This is a genomic window from Colwellia sp. 6_MG-2023 (assembly GCF_030547765.1).
Classification (GTDB): Bacteria; Pseudomonadota; Gammaproteobacteria; order Enterobacterales; family Alteromonadaceae; genus Colwellia.
In genome coordinates this window covers 24,527-41,652 of the sequence record NZ_JAUOPP010000010.1, presented here as the reverse complement: position 1 = coordinate 41,652, position 17,126 = coordinate 24,527, and the positions used below count along the sequence as shown (strand labels likewise).

Genomic DNA, 17,126 nt, shown 5'->3' with positions numbered 1-17,126 from the left:
TTTATAATAGTAGGGGTTTTAAAAGAGTAACATTTGACTGTGTTTTTTAGTAGTAACTTTTATGGTTCTTTGTAATATATAAGTTGAAGTATGGTTTAGCGACACCATAATTTAGGATTAACCGCCTTGCCCTGATGACGAATTTCAAAATAGAGCCCTGGGCGATCTTGCCCACCACTTTGCCCTACAAGTGCTATAGGCTCACCGGTTTCTACTCGGTCTCCAACTGATTTTAACAATGTTTGATTATGGGCGTATAGGCTCATATAGCCATTACCGTGATCTATAACCGTTAATAAACCATAACCTTTTAACCAATCAGAAAAGATTACCGTGCCGTTATATATCGCTTGTACTTGGCTACCAATAGAAGCGCCGAGTAAAACACCTTTCCATTTTAAATAACCTTGTTTTTTACTACCAAAACTACGTAATAATCGGCCTTTAACCGGCCATGACAATTTATGTTTAAGTTTACTTAATCCGTTTAAATCAATTTCGGCACGAATAATTTCTGTGAGTTTTTGTAGGGCGGCGGCCAAATTAGCTTCATCAGTTTTTAATTTGGCCAATTGTTGTTTACTTGATAGTAGTTCTTTGCTTAAAGATTCCAGCGTTTTACTACGATTGCTTTTATTATCATTTAATATAGCACGTTGTTTTTGCTGGTTCATTTTGAGTGTTTTTAAATTTTCTACTTGTGTTTGGTGTTGTGAAGTAACCTGTACTAACTGCTCGATGGTCGTTTGAAACTTTTCAATTTCATTAATCCGAGCTTTATTCATATATTGATAATAAGTAATAGTACGTTGGATTTTTTCACTTTGTTGTTGGTTTAATAATAGCTTTAAATAATCATGTTGGCCTGTGGTATAAGCCGAGCGAAGCTGTTTGGCGAGTAATTTTTCTTGTGTTATTTTTTGTGAGGTTAGTTGTTGTTTTTCTTCACTTAATGACGTTATTTTCTCTTGAGTACTTTTTAATGATTGCTCAGTATCATTTATTGCTTTGGCTACTTTAGCAATTGCTAGATCGTCATTTTTTAATTGTCTCTCTAAAGTCGCTCTTGCTTTGTTAGTGTTAAAAATATTTGATTCTTGTTTGGCAATTTCTTGCTGAACATTGTTGAGTCGAGCGCTGTTGCGCTGTTTTGCTTTTTCATTGTCACTTTCGTCATTAGCTGCACAATGAACAGATATTAATAAGCAACTTATCAATATTAAGTTGCTTATTATCTTTGGGAAGTATGTAGTGACTATGTGCATCAATAAGTTATTATCTTCTGTAGGTTGGGCTTTAGCCCGACATGTTAAATGAAAATGGCAGAAATAATCTTATTCTGCATTATCAACTTAATTGACGGCTGAAATTAGCCTACAGTTTGCCCCATTAATCTAATTGCATCAATACCGAACCTGTCATTTCTTCGGGTTGCTCCATCGCCATTAAGTGTAATAGGGTTGGTGAAATATCACTTAATGCACCAGTGTTTGCCGGTGTCGCTTTTCTGCCAACATAAATAAGCGGTACAGGCTCACACGTATGTGCGGTGTGAGCTTGGCCAGATTCTTCATCTAACATTTGTTCTGCATTACCATGGTCAGCTGTAATTAAACATTCACCGCCAGTACTTTTTAATGCAGTAACCACACGGCCTATACAGGTATCAACAGCTTCACAAGCCTTAACTGCAGCATCAAAATCACCTGTGTGACCAACCATGTCACCATTAGGGTAGTTACAAACAATAAAGTCATATTCACCGCCTTCAATTGCTGCGACTAATTTATCTGTCAGTAAAGTTGAATTCATTTCAGGTTGTAAATCGTAGGTGGCAACATCAGGAGAAGGCACTAATATGCGTTTTTCACCGTCGAATTCTTTTTCTTGACCACCACTAAAAAAGAAGGTGACATGGGCATATTTTTCAGTTTCAGAAATACGTAGTTGAGTTTTGTTGTGTTTAGCAAGCCACTCCCCCATCACGTTATTTAATGGTGTCGGGCCAAAAGCACAACTGGCTTTAATATCAGCCGAATATTGCGTTAACATAACAAAATCACTAATAGCAGGCACTTTTTTACGGGCAAAACCATCAAAATCGCTTTCTGTAAAGCAGCGACTAAATTGACGTGCGCGATCAGCTCTGAAATTCATAAAGATTAATGCGTCGCCATCATTAATTTCAACGGCTTCACCTTGTTCGTTTACGATAGCGCTGGCACTAACAAATTCATCATTCTCATCACGTTGGTATGCAGCTTCTAGTGCCGACAATGCATCTGGATATTGATACTTACCAATACCTGAAACCATAACATCGTATGCAGCCTCTACACGGTCCCAGCGCTGATCTCTGTCCATTGCATAGTAACGACCAATAACAGATGCTATTCGTCCTTCGCCAGCCGAATCAGCATAAAGCTGCTCAAATTTTTGTTGCGCTTTTTCTAGCGAACTTTTTGCACTGCGTGGTGGTGTATCTCGACCATCTAAGAATGCATGTAAATAAACCTTTGTTGCACCGCGCTCTTTGGCCAGTTCCATCATGGCAAAAATATGATCTTCATGGCTATGAACACCACCAGGGGATAATAAACCAAATATATGTACAGCTTTATCTTGCGTAACTGCTTTATCAACCGCTTGGCACAATGCTGGTGTTTGTGAAAATTCACCGTCTGCTATTGATTTTGTAATGCGAGTAAAATCTTGATATACAATGCGTCCAGCGCCTAAATTTACATGACCAACTTCAGAGTTACCCATTTGGCCATCAGGCAGCCCAACAGCCATGCCCGAGGTTTGTATGAGCATGTTTGGATAATCAACTTTCAGTTTATCTAATATGGGAGTATTAGCTGCTTGTATAGCATTTGAGTCACTGTTTTCACGATATCCCCAACCATCTAAAATAATTAACACAGTTGTTTTTTTTGTCGATGCTTCTCTATTAGACATAATTACTGGCCTTGTATTAGTGCTTATACAAACTATATTAAGTTAACTCTGAAGAGAGAATAAATTTAATAGAATTGGTATTCAAATTTAGTTATCCGCATTGTACACATTCATTTCAATTTAATTAAGTAAGAAATGATCCATTCGCGGTTACTAAAGCTAAGAACTAAACTCGCAATTCCAATCAGCTTGGGTATAATGTCACGATTTTTTTATTTATTAAATAAAGTCATTACTTTCACTATTTACTAATAGAGTCCCCATTTATGGAACAATTTATTACTTTTGCCAGCAATAACGGCTTGTTAAGTGCGGTTTGGGTTGCGCTTGTTGTTATGATTATCGTAATAACAATTAGAATTCAGTTATCACCGATTAAACAAATCAGTACACAAGAATTAACCTTTTTAATGAATAGAGAGCAAGGTGTTGCACTTGATATTCGTAAAGAAAAAGAATTTAACACGAGTCATATTTTAGATGCGATCAATTTATCAAACGATAAAATCACTAAAAATGGCTTTGCTAGCCTTGAAAAACACAAAGAAAATCCCATCATAGTTGTATGCAGTGCTGGTCTTGTTGCTTCAAAAGTGGCGAGCGATTTACATAAAGCGGGTTTTGCTCGCGTTAGTATATTAAAAGGCGGCATGGGAGCTTGGATAGGCGCAGGCTTACCTGTTACTAAAAAATAGGCTAGAACTATCTTAAAGTAGCTTGTAAATAATTGAGCTATACAGTTGTGACATTATACCGACTGTGCTTTATGAATTAGCATTAATAAAAATAATGGAAAAACTATGGCAAAAGTAGAAATTTACACTAAAGCGTACTGTCCTTTTTGTTCTCATGCGCTCGCATTGCTTGAGAAAAAATTAACGACTTACCCATCGTTACAAGTAGAAGAAATCAGTATTGATGGTGATATGGCATTACGTGAAAAAATGATTGCACGCAGTAAAGGTGGTTATACCGTACCACAAATATTTATTGATGATGTTCATGTTGGTGGTTGTGATCAACTAGTCGCTTTAGACAGAAATAATGAGCTTGATGAGTTACTTGCTAGTAACTAGTAAAAACTTTTTAACGCTTAAAAATACACAAATATTACATTTATAAAAATACAGGAAAATACTCATGAGTGATGAAAATCAAAGCCCAGCAGGCGAAGCAGCACCAGCACAACCACAATTTGCTATTCAACGTGTTTACACTAAAGATGTTTCATTTGAAACACCAAACTCTCCTGCTATCTTTCAAAAAGAATGGAAACCTGAAATTAAGTTAGATTTAGACACCCGTTCTAATAAATTAGCTGATGATACGTATGAAGTTGTTTTAGCAGTAACAGTAACGGCAACAGTTGAAGGCCAAACTGCATTTTTAGCTGAAGTACAGCAAGCGGGTATTTTTACTATTGGTAACTTACCAGAAGCACAATTGGCACATACGATTGGTGCATTTTGCCCAACAACGTTATTCCCATATGCACGTGAAACAGTAGCAAGTTTAGTTAACCGCGGTTCATTCCCACAATTCAACTTATCGCCAGTGAACTTTGAAGCATTATTTGCATCTTATGTACAACAACGTGCAGCTGAAGCAAAAGTTAACGCACCAGAAAGTGTAGAAACGCATTAATCCTAGATTAAGCTTTAGTACTACAAAGTTATTTATCTCCCTTCTATAACAAGGTAATTATGACAATTTCAGCTAAAATCACAGTGTTAGGTGCTGGCTCTTATGGCACGGCATTGGCTATTTGTTTGGCTAGGAACGGACATAAGACATTATTATGGGGCCGTGATGCTAATCAAGTGAACGACATGATTAGTGCGCGAGAAAATACTAAATATTTAGCGGGTTGCCCATTTCCTGATAGCTTAGAGCCTATTAGTGATTTGGCCGCCGCTGTTAGTGCAAGTGATAATATTCTAGTAGTGGTACCTAGTCATGCGTTTGGCGATATGCTTAAAAGCATTCAGCCAATGTTGAAACCAGGTGCAAAAATCGCTTGGGCAACCAAAGGCTTAGATCCTCAGTCGGGAGATCTACTGCAAACTGTAGCGAATAGGATTTTAGGTGACGACGTTGCTTTAGCGGTATTGTCTGGACCTACATTTGCCAAAGAAATGGCAATAGGGCTGCCAACGGCTATTTCTTTATCTTCTACGGATGAAAATTTCGCTTTAGAACTTTCAGATTTATTACATTGTGAAAAATGCTTCCGTGTTTATCCAAATAAAGATTTTATTGGTATTCAGCTAGGTGGGGCCGTGAAAAATGTTGTTGCTATTGGCGCAGGTATCGCTGATGGTATTGGCTTTGGTGCGAATGCTCGTACTGCCTTGATTACTCGTGGATTAGCTGAAATGACACGTTTAGGTGCTGCATTAGGTGCTGATCCTGCAACGTTCATGGGTATGGCTGGTTTAGGCGATTTAGTCTTAACTTGTACTGATAATCAATCACGAAATCGTCGTTTTGGTTTAGCCTTAGGGCAAGGTGCTTGTGTTGAACAAGCTATAGCTGATATTGGGCAAGTGGTTGAAGGTTATCGCAATACCAAAGAAGTATACACTTTAGCTCAGCGAATGAATGTTGAAATGCCTATCGTAGAGCAAGTATATGAAGTGTTGTATCAAGGTAAAGAAGCAAAACTTGCTGCAGCTGATTTACTCTCTCGTGATCAAAAACAAGAATAGCCCTACCTTTTACAAACATTCTTTTTACTACCATTATTTCGTTGGTGTTTTGGCACGGAATCTTGAGAGTTATGCACTAAATTGCTTAAGTTCCTGAATCAAGTTCAGGATGACGAGGCTTTATAGGATGACAAGATTTGGTAGGATGACGACGCTTGATAGCATACGAAGCTTAGCTATTGTATGGTGATTTGCTAAGAAGACGTCGTAAATATTGACTATAACTACACAGCATTTATAAAGCCTAGCTGTCGCCATGCATCGTAAACGATTACGGCTGCAGCGTTTGATAAATTCATACTTCGGCTTTCTTTTAACATCGGAATTCTAATTTTGTGCTCATCAGGAATTTGTACACGCACTTCTTCAGGTAAGCCTGCAGTTTCAGATCCAAACAGTAAATAATCACCTTCGGTAAAAGTAACATCACCATAAAAATTATCAGTTTTAGTGGTAATCGCAAGTATACGTTTTGGTTTTTCATGTTCAACAAAAGCATTAAAATCTTTATGTCGTTGCAGTGCCGCAAATTCATGATAATCAAGCCCTGCACGGCGAAGTTTCTTATCTTCTAAATCAAATCCTAATGGTTCAATTAAGTGTAAGCGGAATCCTGAGTTGGCACATAAGCGAATTATATTGCCAGTATTAGGTGGAATTTGTGGTTGAAAAAGAACTACATCTAACATAATGATTTAATCAAATTGGTATAAGTTTAATAATTCTTGCTATTATAGCGACAATCTTTCGATAAAGTCTGTTTTTTCATGTCAGAACAAAAATCATCACACAACTCGCACAGTAACGTACAAAGTAACTTAACTCATAGTACTGATTATGCTTATTGGGTCCGATTGGCCGCTATAACCGCATCCTCGGTTGCTTTGCTCTTAGTGCTTATCAAGTTATATGCTTGGATAATAAGTGATTCTAGTGCAATGTTAGCATCAACTACAGATTCCATTTTAGATTTATTTGCTTCGGTAATGAATATTGTTATTCTTCGTTTTGCTTTGGCTCCAGCTGATGAAGAACACAAATTTGGTCATGGTAAAGCTGAAAGTTTAGCGGGCTTGGTACAAGCCGCTTTTGTTTTAGGCTCAGCTATATTATTAATCTTTAATGGTGTTGAGCGAGTGATGAATCCACGCCCTATTGTACATAGTGATATTGCTATTTGGGTGTCTATTATTGCGATATTACTGACATTATTTTTAGTCGCTTTTCAGCGTTATGTTATCAAGCGTACAGGATCTATAGTGATTAGTGCCGATGCACTGCACTATCAATCAGACTTATTATTAAATTTAGGTGTCTTGGCTGCTATCTTTTTAAGTCAGGGCATTTGGTTGCAAGCTGACGGTGTATTTACTATTGCTGTTGGCTTATATTTAATTTTTGGTGCAGGACAGATTATTTATCAAAGTGTTTATCAATTGATGGATCATGAGTTAAATGCTGAAGATTTAGCACAAATTAAAAATATTATTTTGTCACATGAGCATGCTTTAGGGTTACACGAATTACGAACAAGACAGTCAGGTGCACAGCGTTTTATTCAATTTCACCTAGAGTTAGAAGATAATTTATCGTTATTAGAAGCCCATAGTATTGGTAACGAAATTGAAGCAGAAATCTGCCAAGCGCTTGCACCATGTGAGGTTTTTATTCACCATGATCCTAGTTCAGTTGTGCCTGAAGAGCTTAAAGTTGAGTCAAGTGATTGATATTCTGAATCAAGTTCAGGATGACGAGTCTGATAGAATGATCAAGCTTGATAGTTAAGGGGTTACTAGGTTAGCGTTAGTTACACACGTCACTATACCGTAGGTGACTTAATATGGAATCTCTAGCTTTATTGCTGTTATTCCGTAGGTCATTTAATACAGAATCTCTAGCTTTATTGCCGTTATTCCGTGGGTCATTTAATACAGAATCTCTGCTACTAAGTAATGTTAGTTATTATCAGAAAAATTTAGTTTTAATGCTGCTTAAACCACTCAACAGCTGCAGTTAATGCCTTGTCACGATGAACATCACTTTCAAAAAATAGTTCATGATACGCACCTTCTATTACTAAGGGTTTTCCCCCAGGACATGAGTATGGGTAGTGTTGATGTAATTGCTGACAAAAATCATGCTGTGCTTCATTTGATACTATGGTATCTGCACCTGCTTGAATAACTAATGTCGGTGTCGTTATTTTATCTATATTATTAAATAGTGTTGCAAGTGCGGTAATTGATTCAGATAACCATTTTACCGTAATGCCGCCAAGTTGTAGTTGAGGCTCTGTTTGATAAAGTTGAATAAATTGTTGAAAACGTAATTCTGAATGCATTAGCGGGTTATTGGTGAATGAAGTTGGATCATCTGCTTTTGGCGTGTAATCTTTTTGTCCTAAAAAATACCAAGGTGTATCAGACACTATTTGATTAATTTGGTTGGTCACTTTAACTAATGATTCAGCGATAACACGGGGAATAGGGCCGCTATTAAATCCTAACATAGGTGAAGATAATACCGCCGCCTGTATATTGTTAGGATAATCTTGTAAGTATCTGGCAGCAATGGCCCCCCCCATTGAATGCGCTAATAGATAGGGCTTTTGGCTCTCTCCATTAACATCACAATAAGGTTTAACGGCTTTTTCAATAAAACTAGCAAAGTCATCAACATAATATTGGAAGTCTTCTACATAGCCTTTATGTGGGTTATCTAATAAACGTGCTGATATACCTTGGCCACGGTGATCAACGAGAAAAACATTGAAACCCAGATTGAATAAATCGAAGCTTAGCTCTTTATATTTTAAATAACCTTCAGTGCGTCCTGAGGAAATAATTAAGCATTTTCTATTGGCGGGATTAGCCGTCTTTAGATCAGTTTCATTATGATTGAATATTGCATAATCAATGCGCTTATCATTGACACCATTAAAACTTGAAAACTCACCTTGAAGCCAAAATTGCGCAATTTCATTGCTATAACGGTTGCCAAGTTGTGCCTCAGTAGTAAAGTTATTCGCGTTAATTTTTGTCATAAATCCAACGAGTATTAAGATAATAAGCGTATATTTAAACATAATCATTTGTTCCGACTGTTAATTTACTACCTATGAACCACAATGCTTACGGATAAATAAAATCGGTGATTTGTAATGTTCGTAAGCGTGACTATTCTTATTTTATAATTTTTTTGTTCGACATTTTTATTCGATATTGTTATTACTCGCTTCTAGCTCAGTTAATCGTGCTTCAAGCTCTGCTAACTTAGTACGTGTTTTAATCAATACTTGTGTTTGTATATCAAACTCTTCACGAGTTACTACGTCAAGTTGTGATAATTTACGTTGTAATACGGTTTTGGTTTTGTCTTCAAAATCATTAGCCATGCTCTTTAAACTAGGAGGTATGGCGTCAGTTACTTGTTTGGCTATTTCTTCAATTTTTTTTGCATTAATCATACTATAGGTCCAAATTATCGGTTCGAATTATTTATTTGAATTTCTTATCTACTATTTATATAAAATAACGATCCAAATAATTACACAAAATTTCACTTGAACACATTGTAACTGTTTTGCTAACGAGTAAAAACAGGTAAAATTACTGTCCTTAAAATTAATCATTTCTGCAATTATGAAACTTAACCCCGGACAAAACGAAGCCGTAAAATATGTTAGTGGTCCTTGCCTTGTATTGGCTGGCGCTGGCTCAGGTAAAACGGGAGTTATTTGTCAAAAAATTGCTTACTTAATTCAAAAGTGTGATTACAAAGCACGTAATATTGCCGCTGTAACCTTCACCAATAAAGCTGCGCGAGAAATGAAAGAGCGTATTATCAAAATGCTCGGTAAGGAGTCAACGCGTGGCTTAACGGTTTCTACTTTCCATTCGCTTGGGCTCGATATTGTACGTCGAGAAATTAAAACACTAGGCTATAAGCCAGGATTTACACTGTTTGACGATCAAGATAGTCTTTCATTATTAAAAGAATTAACCTTAGATGAGCTTGATGGTGATAAAGATTTATTGAGTCAATTACAAAGTAAAATATCTAACTGGAAAAATGATTTATTACTACCCGATGCAGCTTTAAAAATAGCAAATGATGCCAGCTCTCAAGAATTCGCTGAGTTTTATCAGCGGTATCATCAGCATATGAAGGCGTACAATGCGCTTGATTTTGATGATTTAATTCTTATTCCTACACTGTTATTGAAAAACTATCCTGAGGTGCGTGAACGCTGGCGCAGTAAAATCCGTTATCTGTTGGTCGATGAATATCAAGATACTAATGCGAGTCAATATGAATTAGTAAAACTCATTGCAGGTGAACGTGGGCGCTTAACGGTGGTAGGGGATGATGATCAATCTATTTATTCTTGGCGTGGTGCTAAACCTGAAAACTTAGTCTTGTTGGGTAAAGACTTTCCTCAACTTAAGCTGATTAAACTGGAGCAAAATTATCGTTCAAGTGGCCGTATTTTAAAATGTGCCAATATATTAATTGCGAATAATCCGCATGTTTACGATAAAGCATTATTTAGTGAATTAGCGTATGGGCCAGAACTGCGTGTAGTACAAACTAAAAATGAAGAAGATGAAGTTTCGCGCATTATTGGTGAGCTGATTGGTCATCGCTTTATGAATCGAAGCCGCCATAAAGATTATGCTATTTTATATCGTGGTAATCATCAATCTCGATTATTAGAAAAAGCATTAATGCAAAACCGTATCCCTTATAAAATTAGTGGCGGCACATCGTTTTTCTCTCGTGCTGAAATTAAAGATGTTATGGCGTATTTACGTGTATTGGTTAACCCTGATGATGATAATGCTTTCTTACGTATTGTTAATGTACCGAAGCGAGAGCTTGGTCCTGCTACATTAGAAAAGTTAGGTAATTACGCTAATATGCGTCAAATAAGTATGTTTGCCGCGAGTTTTGAATTGGGGTTAGAGCAAACATTAACAGGGCGTGCATTAATGAAAATGCAAGCTTTCACACAATGGTTAGTTGATGTTGCTGATCAAGCAGAGCGTGGCGATACAGCGGCAGTATTACGCTCAATGATTCGAGAAATCAATTATGAAGATTTTCTCTATGACACTTCGCCTAGTGCGAAAGCAGCTGAAATGCGGATGAAGAATGTTACCGAGCTATTTAGCTGGGTTACGCAAATGCTTGAAGGCTCCGATGATGAAGAGCCAATGACTTTACCGCAAATTGTCACTCGTTTAACGTTGCGCGATATGATGGAGCGTAATGAAGATGAAGATGATAGTGATCAAGTACAATTAATGACTTTGCATGCATCAAAAGGTTTAGAGTTTCCTTATGTATTTTTAATTGGTATGGAAGAAGGGTTACTACCTCATCAAACTAGTATTGATGAAGGCAGTGTTGAAGAAGAACGTCGCTTAGCTTACGTAGGCATAACGCGTGCACAACGTGAGTTAATATTTACTTACGCGCGTGAACGTCGTCAGTTTGGTGAAGTATCACGCACTGAAGCCAGTCGCTTTTTGCATGAGCTGCCACAAGATGATTTAAACTGGGAGTTAGGACAAGTGAAGAAAACACAAGTCCATAAAGAACAGGCCAATAAACAAGGAATGGCAAGTTTAAGAGCGCAATTAGCTAAAGGTAAGTAATTGAGAGCGTGTTTTATTTTTTAATGCAATAAATAAAACTAATGGCCGCTGCGCCAGCACTTATAGCCGCAAATATGTTGTTACTTTGGTCTAATAGCAGGGCTGAAGTGATACATAAACCTGCCGTTAACACACTGAAAATTAAACGCTGATTGTTTGTTTGTTGTTGTTGGGTTATTTGCTCTATTAATTGCATATGTTGAAGTTGGCTTTCTTTGCCTGCTTTTAAATAATCATAAATAAGATCAGGCATTTCGGGTAGTTTTTCATTCCAAAAAGGTATGTTGTCTTTTATTTTTGTAAAGACAGCTTTAACACCCATCTGCTCTTTTACCCAATTTTCTAAAAACGGTTTAGCTGTTTGCCATAAATCTAATTGTGGATACAGCTGCCTGCCTAGTCCTTCAATATAAAGTAAGGTTTTTTGTAATAAAACGAGCTGAGGTTGTACTTCCATATTGAAGCGACGTGCGGTGTTAAATAAATTGACGAGTACTTGACCAAAAGAAATTTCAGATAAAGGTTTATTGAAGATAGGTTCACACACTGCGCGAATTGCAAATTCAAATTCATCAACACTCGTGTTAGCCGGTACCCAGCCAGAATCAACATGCAGTTGTGCTACTTTACGATAATCTCTATTGAAAAAGGCAACGAAATTCTCTGCTAAGTAACGTTTATCTTCTCGGTTTAATGTACCTACAATACCGCAATCTATAGCAATCCAAGTAGGATCTGTTGGGTTGGTCGCATTAACAAAAACATTACCTGGGTGCATATCTGCGTGGAAGAAACTATCTCTAAAAACTTGTGTAAAAAATACTTCTACACCACGTTCAGCGAGTAATTTCATGTCAACATTTAGGTCGTTTAATTGGTTGATTTCACCGACCCCAATCCCGTAAATACGTTCCATTACTAGAATGTTTTTGTAACTATATTCACTGTATATTTCAGGGACATAAAGAACATTGTCATAGTTTCGTCCCTGTTCAAAATTATGTCTTAACTGGATAGCATTTGCCGCTTCTCGATTAAGATCTAGTTCATCTAAAATAGTTTTCTTATATTCGGCAACGACTTCAACGGGTCGTAAGCGCTTACCGTCTGGTAGCCATCGAGCCACTACAGCAGCAATACGTGACATCACTTTTATATCGGCTAGAATCGTCTCACCTATATTTGGACGCAGTACTTTAATAACGATATTCTGCTCTTTATCATTATCAATTAAGGTTGCAGTATGAACTTGGGCAATAGAAGCCGAAGCAAGGGGTTTAACGTCAAAAGCACTAAAATGTTGCTCAAATATTTCAGCACCCATGGCTTCAATAATTATTGCTTTTGCCAGCTCACCATCGAAGGGGGTAACTTGATCTTGTAATAAGGCTAATTCATCAGCGAAGTCAGGTGGTAATAAGTCACGACGGGTTGAGAGCATTTGTCCAAATTTAATAAAGACAGGGCCTAGCTCTTCAATTGCTAGGCGGAAACGTTGAGCAACAGTTTTATTTTTGTGTTTGTTTTGTAACCAAAATAAAGATAAACGTCCAAGTTTTGCGTACCACGGTAACATTTTCTTGGGTACCAGCTCGTCCAAACCATAATCTAAAAATGTTTTAACAATGCGATATAGTCGTTTGTTACTCACGTGTTTGAATATCCTTTGGTTAATGCATCGAGTCGCGTTGATATGTTATCAACGTGTTTACTCACTTGGCTGACTTGTTGATTAAACGCTTCAAGTTCGCTGCGAGTAACTACTAAGCGTTGTTCATGCACTAGGTACTCGCTAGCATCTGCTTTAATTTGTTTACTCGCAAATTGTAATTTTCCTGCAACACGCTTACCTAGTTGCATTAACTTGTGTGTTGGTACATCACCAATATGGCTAGCTAACTCGCTTTGCCAATCAATATTTAGGCTTTCTGCCAGCTGCATGAATTGTTGAGCAACTTTTATATCTCCAGTTAAATCAAGTTTATTTTGTTTAATTAGTTCTGTTAACTGTTGTTCGGCTTTTAATACTTGTAAGGTCTTGATGCTTGTTTTTACCGTACAATCAACATTTTCTGTTAGTCCAGAGACCAATATTTTATTAGCATTAATTGTTAAACTAATTGGAAACTTTAATTCAGACAAAAAAATTGAGAGGGTTTTTTGTTCTAACTTTTTTAGATCAATCTTCTCAGTATTTAATGCTAATACTTTATTAATTAATAACTCTATTGACGCAGTGAAGACTTGCTGTAACATGATAATAACCCTGTATTTACGGTTAATAATACCTGATTAAAATTTATAACCCTTGTGTAAAGCGACTACACCACCGGTTAAGTTTTTAAAACTCGTTTGCTCAAAACCAGCGTTATCCATCATACTTTTTAATGTTTCTTGATTAGGGTGCATGCGAATTGACTCAGCAAGGTATTGATAACTGTCGCCATCTTTTGCTACTAATTCCCCCATTTTTGGTAAGATATTGAATGAGTAGAAGTCGTAAGCTTTATTAAGTAATTCATGTTCAGGTTTAGAAAACTCTAGTATTAATAGACGACCACCTGGCTTTAATACACGGTAAATAGAGCGCAGAGCCATATCTTGATCAGTAACGTTACGTAAACCAAAAGCGATAGTGACTATATCAAAAGTGTTATCTTCAAAAGGTAAGTATTGGGCATTCGCTTGCACATACTTTATATTCTGTACTAAACCTTTATCGCGTAACTTATCGCGGCCAACATTAAGCATTGAACTGTTAATATCAGCTAGTACAACCTTACCGTCTTTACCTACTAATTGAGAAAACTTTGCCGTTAAATCACCGGTACCACCAGCTAAATCTAAAACGCTATTACCAGGTCGTACACCACTCGCATCAATCGTAAAGCGTTTCCATAGGCGATGAATACCAAATGACATTAAATCATTCATTACGTCATATTGCTTTGCAACCGAATGGAATACACCTGCCACCATAGGCACTTTATCCTCTTTATCAATGGTTTTGTAACCAAAGTGAGTGGTGTTTTCTGACGACGGTTCGGGTTGCTTTGGTGATTGATTTTGTTGTTGAGCAGGCATCTTTTATTCACTAATAACGAAAATTGGTAATAGTTTACTTTATGTCAGTAGGATAACCAAATATCGAAGTGTCTTTTATTGATTTAAAACACTCGTTAGTGCTGAATATCAGTTAAAAATTATCACGATAATGCGCTGTAGTTAAAACCTACATGTAGATAAAGAATAAAAATAACATAATTGTAATTTAATTACATATTCAACTTGTCTTTTTAGAGTATATACTCTATAATTCTTTTTGTTCTCCTTATATGAACTCTTTTTGTAATAATTTTATATTTTAGCTCTCCCCCATAGCTAATATGCCGATAGCTTTGCTATCGGCTTTTTTTTACCTTAAAATTGTGTAATACATTGATTATAAAGCATTAGTTTTCTTGTGTGTCAATTACTATTTAATTGTTTTATATCAAGATAAAGTCTAATTTAGAGCTTAATTATCATTTTATTACAACATACAATGATTAGGTTTTTAATTTAATACAAACCTTTGGAACATGGATGAATATTTCTGATCTCTCTTTTAAGAATAAAATTTTTACTTTATTGGCTTTACCTGCTTTAGGATTTCTTTGGTTAAGTATTAGCACTATATTTGACACGATAAAAATTGAAAGCGAGATGCAAACTATTGCACCTTTAACTGAACTATCAGTTGTTTATAGTGATTTAGTGCATGAACTACAGAAAGAGAGAGGCATGACAGCTGGTTTCTTAGGCTCTAAAGGGGCTAAGTTTGTTAATAGCTTGAACGCCCAACGCCGAAGTACCGACCAACAACGTGCTAAATATGAGAGTTTTTGGCTAGATCATGATTTTACCTTACCTAGTATAGTACAGTTGAACTCTTCGATAACTGAACTAATTCAACAGCTAAGCACTATACGTCAACAAGTTGATAACCAGTTAATATCCAATACCGCAGCTATTTCTTATTATACTCAATTGAATAAAAAGTTATTAAGTGTTGCTATTTTAAACGTTGAAATCAGTTCGGATGCTCTTATTACTAAAGAAACCATCGCATATTTTAGCTTTTTACAAGGTAAAGAACGTGCGGGAATTGAGCGTGCAGTATTAAGTAATACCTTTGCCCAAAATCAATTTGGCCCAGGTATGTTTGTTAAGTTTATTACGCTAGTTAGTGAACAAAATACCTATTTTGATAACTTTAAATATTTTAGTAACTCGGATAACAAGGCCTATTTTGATCAACAATTAGCGCATAGTTCGTCAACAGCCGTAAATAAAATGCGAAACATTGCTCGCGACAAGCAAGTTGATTTTAGTGTTGATGCTGAATACTGGTTTGAACAAGCTACCAAACGTATTGGACAACTAAAAAAAATAGAAAATCAGTTGGATAAGAGAATATTAGCATTAGTTAGAACAAAGCAGCATGATGCTTTTATCAGCATGCTAGTGAATAGTATTGCTAGTATTTTTCTGATAATTTTGGCATTAGTCATTAGTGTTTATGTGATTAAGGAGCTAACTGGCAGGGTGGGTAGCTTAACGATAGTTTTATCAAAAGTACGAGACGAAAATGACTTAACCGTGCATAGTCCTGATGGTGGCAGTAGTGAATTAGGGCAGATTTCAATTGCGCTGAATGCAACTATTGATAGCTTTGCTCATGTTGTTACTGATATATCATCGTCAAGCTTAACTTTGGCGTCAGCAGCAGAAGAGACGGCACAAACTTGTGAATATAATTCTCAATCGTTATTTGAGCAGCAAAACGGTATTGGCTTAATTGCGGCCGCTATTGAAGAACTTTCTGCTACGGTAAATGAAGTGGCAGAAAATACGCAAAACACTGCTAATTCAGCCAAAAATGCTGACGAGAAGGTGAAAGATGGCTTATGCATAGTACAAAAAGCTTACCATTCAATTGAAGCACTAGCAGATGAAATTGATAGTTTAGCCCTACGAATTCATAAGTTGCATGAAAGTAGTCAAAAAATTACCAGTGTTGTTGATGTAATTAAAGCGGTTGCGGAACAAACAAATTTATTGGCCTTAAATGCTGCAATTGAAGCAGCAAGAGCAGGAGAGCAAGGGCGTGGCTTTGCGGTTGTTGCTGACGAAGTACGCACCTTAGCTCAACGTACTCAAGAGTCGACAGCTGAAATTGAGAGCTTTATTGGCTCCTTACAAAATGATGCCAACTCTGCTTTTAATGTTATTGAAACTAGTCAGAAAAAAGCGGTTGATGCGGTGAGTAATTCGAAAGATGTTGAGCACATGTTAGAAGAAATCACTGTATCAGTAGGTGATATTTTTGCGATGACAGATCAAATTGCAACGGCTATAGAAGAGCAAGCCCTTGTCACTCAAGATGTTGCAAAAAATGTTGTTTCTGTTGAAGAAAAATCAATAGAAACAACGGCCGGTGCAAACCAAATATTACTGACAGCGCAAGAGCAGGCAAGGCTAGCTGCTTCGTTACAAGATATAGCAAGTACATTTAAGGTGTAAATGTCGCGATTGGCTGAAGCTTTTTTGATATAGCTTCGTCAGCTTAGCAGTGATTAAAATTGTGTCAAATAGTGTCAAGCATCGTTTTTAACGATGCTTTTTTATTTAAACTATTGAGCTAAGCTTTTGTTTTCTTATTGGTTTATAAAAAATCAGGTAGTGTTATCGATAAATATGAGTCAATTGGCTTTATTGATTTCAACACGATAAAAGTCTACTGTTTCTTATGTAA

The 17,126-nt window shown here is 36.6% G+C and carries 15 protein-coding genes; 7 read left to right on the top strand and 8 right to left on the bottom strand.

The features are described 5' to 3' along the window. Window positions 1-95: 95 nt before the first annotated feature. Together Q4503_RS08225 and gpmM are read right to left on the bottom strand one after the other, a co-directional pair. Entirely contained in the window at window positions 96-1,217 is a 1,122-nt protein-coding gene (locus Q4503_RS08225; protein WP_303601952.1) for a murein hydrolase activator EnvC, read from the bottom strand. Between the two features lie 172 nt (window positions 1,218-1,389). Beyond that, window positions 1,390-2,961, bottom strand: coding sequence for a 2,3-bisphosphoglycerate-independent phosphoglycerate mutase (gpmM, locus tag Q4503_RS08220; RefSeq protein WP_215972990.1), 1,572 nt, complete (start codon window positions 2,959-2,961; stop codon window positions 1,390-1,392). Window positions 2,962-3,227: 266 nt separating this feature from the next. Here gpmM and Q4503_RS08215 point away from each other — a divergent pair, with 266 nt between their 5' ends. The 4 genes from Q4503_RS08215 (at window position 3,228) to gpsA (ending at window position 5,669) form a co-directional block, all read left to right on the top strand. Beyond that, entirely contained in the window at window positions 3,228-3,656 is a 429-nt protein-coding gene (locus tag Q4503_RS08215) for a rhodanese-like domain-containing protein (RefSeq protein WP_215972989.1), read from the top strand. A gap of 105 nt (window positions 3,657-3,761) precedes the next feature. Beyond that, window positions 3,762-4,037, top strand: coding sequence for a glutaredoxin 3 (gene grxC / locus Q4503_RS08210; RefSeq protein ID WP_215972988.1), 276 nt, complete (start codon window positions 3,762-3,764; stop codon window positions 4,035-4,037). A gap of 64 nt (window positions 4,038-4,101) precedes the next feature. Further along, a complete protein-coding gene (gene secB / locus Q4503_RS08205) occupies window positions 4,102-4,605 on the top strand; it encodes a protein-export chaperone SecB (RefSeq protein WP_215972987.1) in 504 nt (167 codons plus the stop codon). A 59-nt stretch (window positions 4,606-4,664) separates the two neighbouring features. Next, window positions 4,665-5,669 carry an NAD(P)H-dependent glycerol-3-phosphate dehydrogenase gene (gpsA, locus tag Q4503_RS08200; protein ID WP_215972986.1) on the top strand — a complete coding sequence of 335 codons (1,005 nt, stop codon included), beginning with the start codon at window positions 4,665-4,667 and terminating at the stop codon, window positions 5,667-5,669. A gap of 224 nt (window positions 5,670-5,893) precedes the next feature. Here gpsA and trmL read toward each other — a convergent pair whose 3' ends face one another. Then, window positions 5,894-6,358, bottom strand: coding sequence for a tRNA (uridine(34)/cytosine(34)/5-carboxymethylaminomethyluridine(34)-2'-O)-methyltransferase TrmL (gene trmL / locus Q4503_RS08195; protein WP_215972985.1), 465 nt, complete (start codon window positions 6,356-6,358; stop codon window positions 5,894-5,896). 78 nt (window positions 6,359-6,436) lie between these two features. Between trmL and Q4503_RS08190 the strand changes: the two genes are divergently transcribed. Then, complete coding sequence (locus tag Q4503_RS08190) at window positions 6,437-7,396, top strand: cation diffusion facilitator family transporter (protein WP_303601951.1); 960 nt, start codon at window positions 6,437-6,439, stop codon at window positions 7,394-7,396. Between the two features lie 254 nt (window positions 7,397-7,650). On the opposite strand, the gene Q4503_RS08185 is transcribed toward Q4503_RS08190, so the two are convergent. Both Q4503_RS08185 and Q4503_RS08180 read right to left on the bottom strand, forming a co-directional pair. Beyond that, window positions 7,651-8,712, bottom strand: a complete 1,062-nt coding sequence (locus Q4503_RS08185) for an alpha/beta fold hydrolase (RefSeq protein ID WP_215972983.1) — start codon at window positions 8,710-8,712, stop codon at window positions 7,651-7,653. Between the two features lie 168 nt (window positions 8,713-8,880). After that, window positions 8,881-9,135: an accessory factor UbiK family protein gene (locus tag Q4503_RS08180; protein ID WP_303601950.1), complete on the bottom strand. Its 255-nt coding sequence runs from the start codon at window positions 9,133-9,135 to the stop codon at window positions 8,881-8,883. Window positions 9,136-9,310: 175 nt separating this feature from the next. Here Q4503_RS08180 and rep point away from each other — a divergent pair, with 175 nt between their 5' ends. Then, the gene (gene rep, locus Q4503_RS08175) at window positions 9,311-11,329 is read left to right on the top strand and encodes a DNA helicase Rep (protein WP_215972981.1); all 2,019 of its coding nucleotides are present in this window, start codon (window positions 9,311-9,313) and stop codon (window positions 11,327-11,329) included. A gap of 13 nt (window positions 11,330-11,342) precedes the next feature. On the opposite strand, the gene ubiB is transcribed toward rep, so the two are convergent. From ubiB to ubiE, 3 genes are read right to left on the bottom strand one after another with little or no spacing between them, the layout of a single operon-like run. After that, window positions 11,343-12,980: a ubiquinone biosynthesis regulatory protein kinase UbiB gene (gene ubiB / locus Q4503_RS08170; RefSeq protein ID WP_303601949.1), complete on the bottom strand. Its 1,638-nt coding sequence runs from the start codon at window positions 12,978-12,980 to the stop codon at window positions 11,343-11,345. After that, window positions 12,977-13,585, bottom strand: a complete 609-nt coding sequence (locus Q4503_RS08165; RefSeq protein ID WP_215972979.1) for an SCP2 domain-containing protein — start codon at window positions 13,583-13,585, stop codon at window positions 12,977-12,979. Before Q4503_RS08165 ends, ubiB begins: the two co-directional genes overlap by 4 nt. Window positions 13,586-13,621: 36 nt before the next feature. Continuing rightward, the gene (gene ubiE / locus Q4503_RS08160; RefSeq protein WP_303601948.1) at window positions 13,622-14,413 is read right to left on the bottom strand and encodes a bifunctional demethylmenaquinone methyltransferase/2-methoxy-6-polyprenyl-1,4-benzoquinol methylase UbiE; all 792 of its coding nucleotides are present in this window, start codon (window positions 14,411-14,413) and stop codon (window positions 13,622-13,624) included. Window positions 14,414-14,914: 501 nt separating this feature from the next. On the opposite strand from ubiE, the gene Q4503_RS08155 reads away from it, so the two are divergent. Then, window positions 14,915-16,894, top strand: a complete 1,980-nt coding sequence (locus tag Q4503_RS08155) for a methyl-accepting chemotaxis protein (RefSeq protein ID WP_303601947.1) — start codon at window positions 14,915-14,917, stop codon at window positions 16,892-16,894. Window positions 16,895-17,126 lie beyond the last annotated feature (232 nt).

Coding starts and splice junctions, on each gene's coding strand:
- trmL (WP_215972985.1), bottom strand. CDS start 6,358: ATGTTAGATGTAGTTCTTTTTCAACCACAAATTCCACCTAATACTGGC.
- ubiE (WP_303601948.1), bottom strand. CDS start 14,413: ATGCCTGCTCAACAACAAAATCAATCACCAAAGCAACCCGAACCGTCG.
- Q4503_RS08165 (WP_215972979.1), bottom strand. CDS start 13,585: ATGTTACAGCAAGTCTTCACTGCGTCAATAGAGTTATTAATTAATAAA.
- rep (WP_215972981.1), top strand. CDS start 9,311: ATGAAACTTAACCCCGGACAAAACGAAGCCGTAAAATATGTTAGTGGT.
- grxC (WP_215972988.1), top strand. CDS start 3,762: ATGGCAAAAGTAGAAATTTACACTAAAGCGTACTGTCCTTTTTGTTCT.
- Q4503_RS08155 (WP_303601947.1), top strand. CDS start 14,915: ATGAATATTTCTGATCTCTCTTTTAAGAATAAAATTTTTACTTTATTG.
- gpmM (WP_215972990.1), bottom strand. CDS start 2,961: ATGTCTAATAGAGAAGCATCGACAAAAAAAACAACTGTGTTAATTATT.
- gpsA (WP_215972986.1), top strand. CDS start 4,665: ATGACAATTTCAGCTAAAATCACAGTGTTAGGTGCTGGCTCTTATGGC.
- Q4503_RS08190 (WP_303601951.1), top strand. CDS start 6,437: ATGTCAGAACAAAAATCATCACACAACTCGCACAGTAACGTACAAAGT.
- Q4503_RS08185 (WP_215972983.1), bottom strand. CDS start 8,712: ATGACAAAAATTAACGCGAATAACTTTACTACTGAGGCACAACTTGGC.
- Q4503_RS08215 (WP_215972989.1), top strand. CDS start 3,228: ATGGAACAATTTATTACTTTTGCCAGCAATAACGGCTTGTTAAGTGCG.
- Q4503_RS08180 (WP_303601950.1), bottom strand. CDS start 9,135: ATGATTAATGCAAAAAAAATTGAAGAAATAGCCAAACAAGTAACTGAC.
- secB (WP_215972987.1), top strand. CDS start 4,102: ATGAGTGATGAAAATCAAAGCCCAGCAGGCGAAGCAGCACCAGCACAA.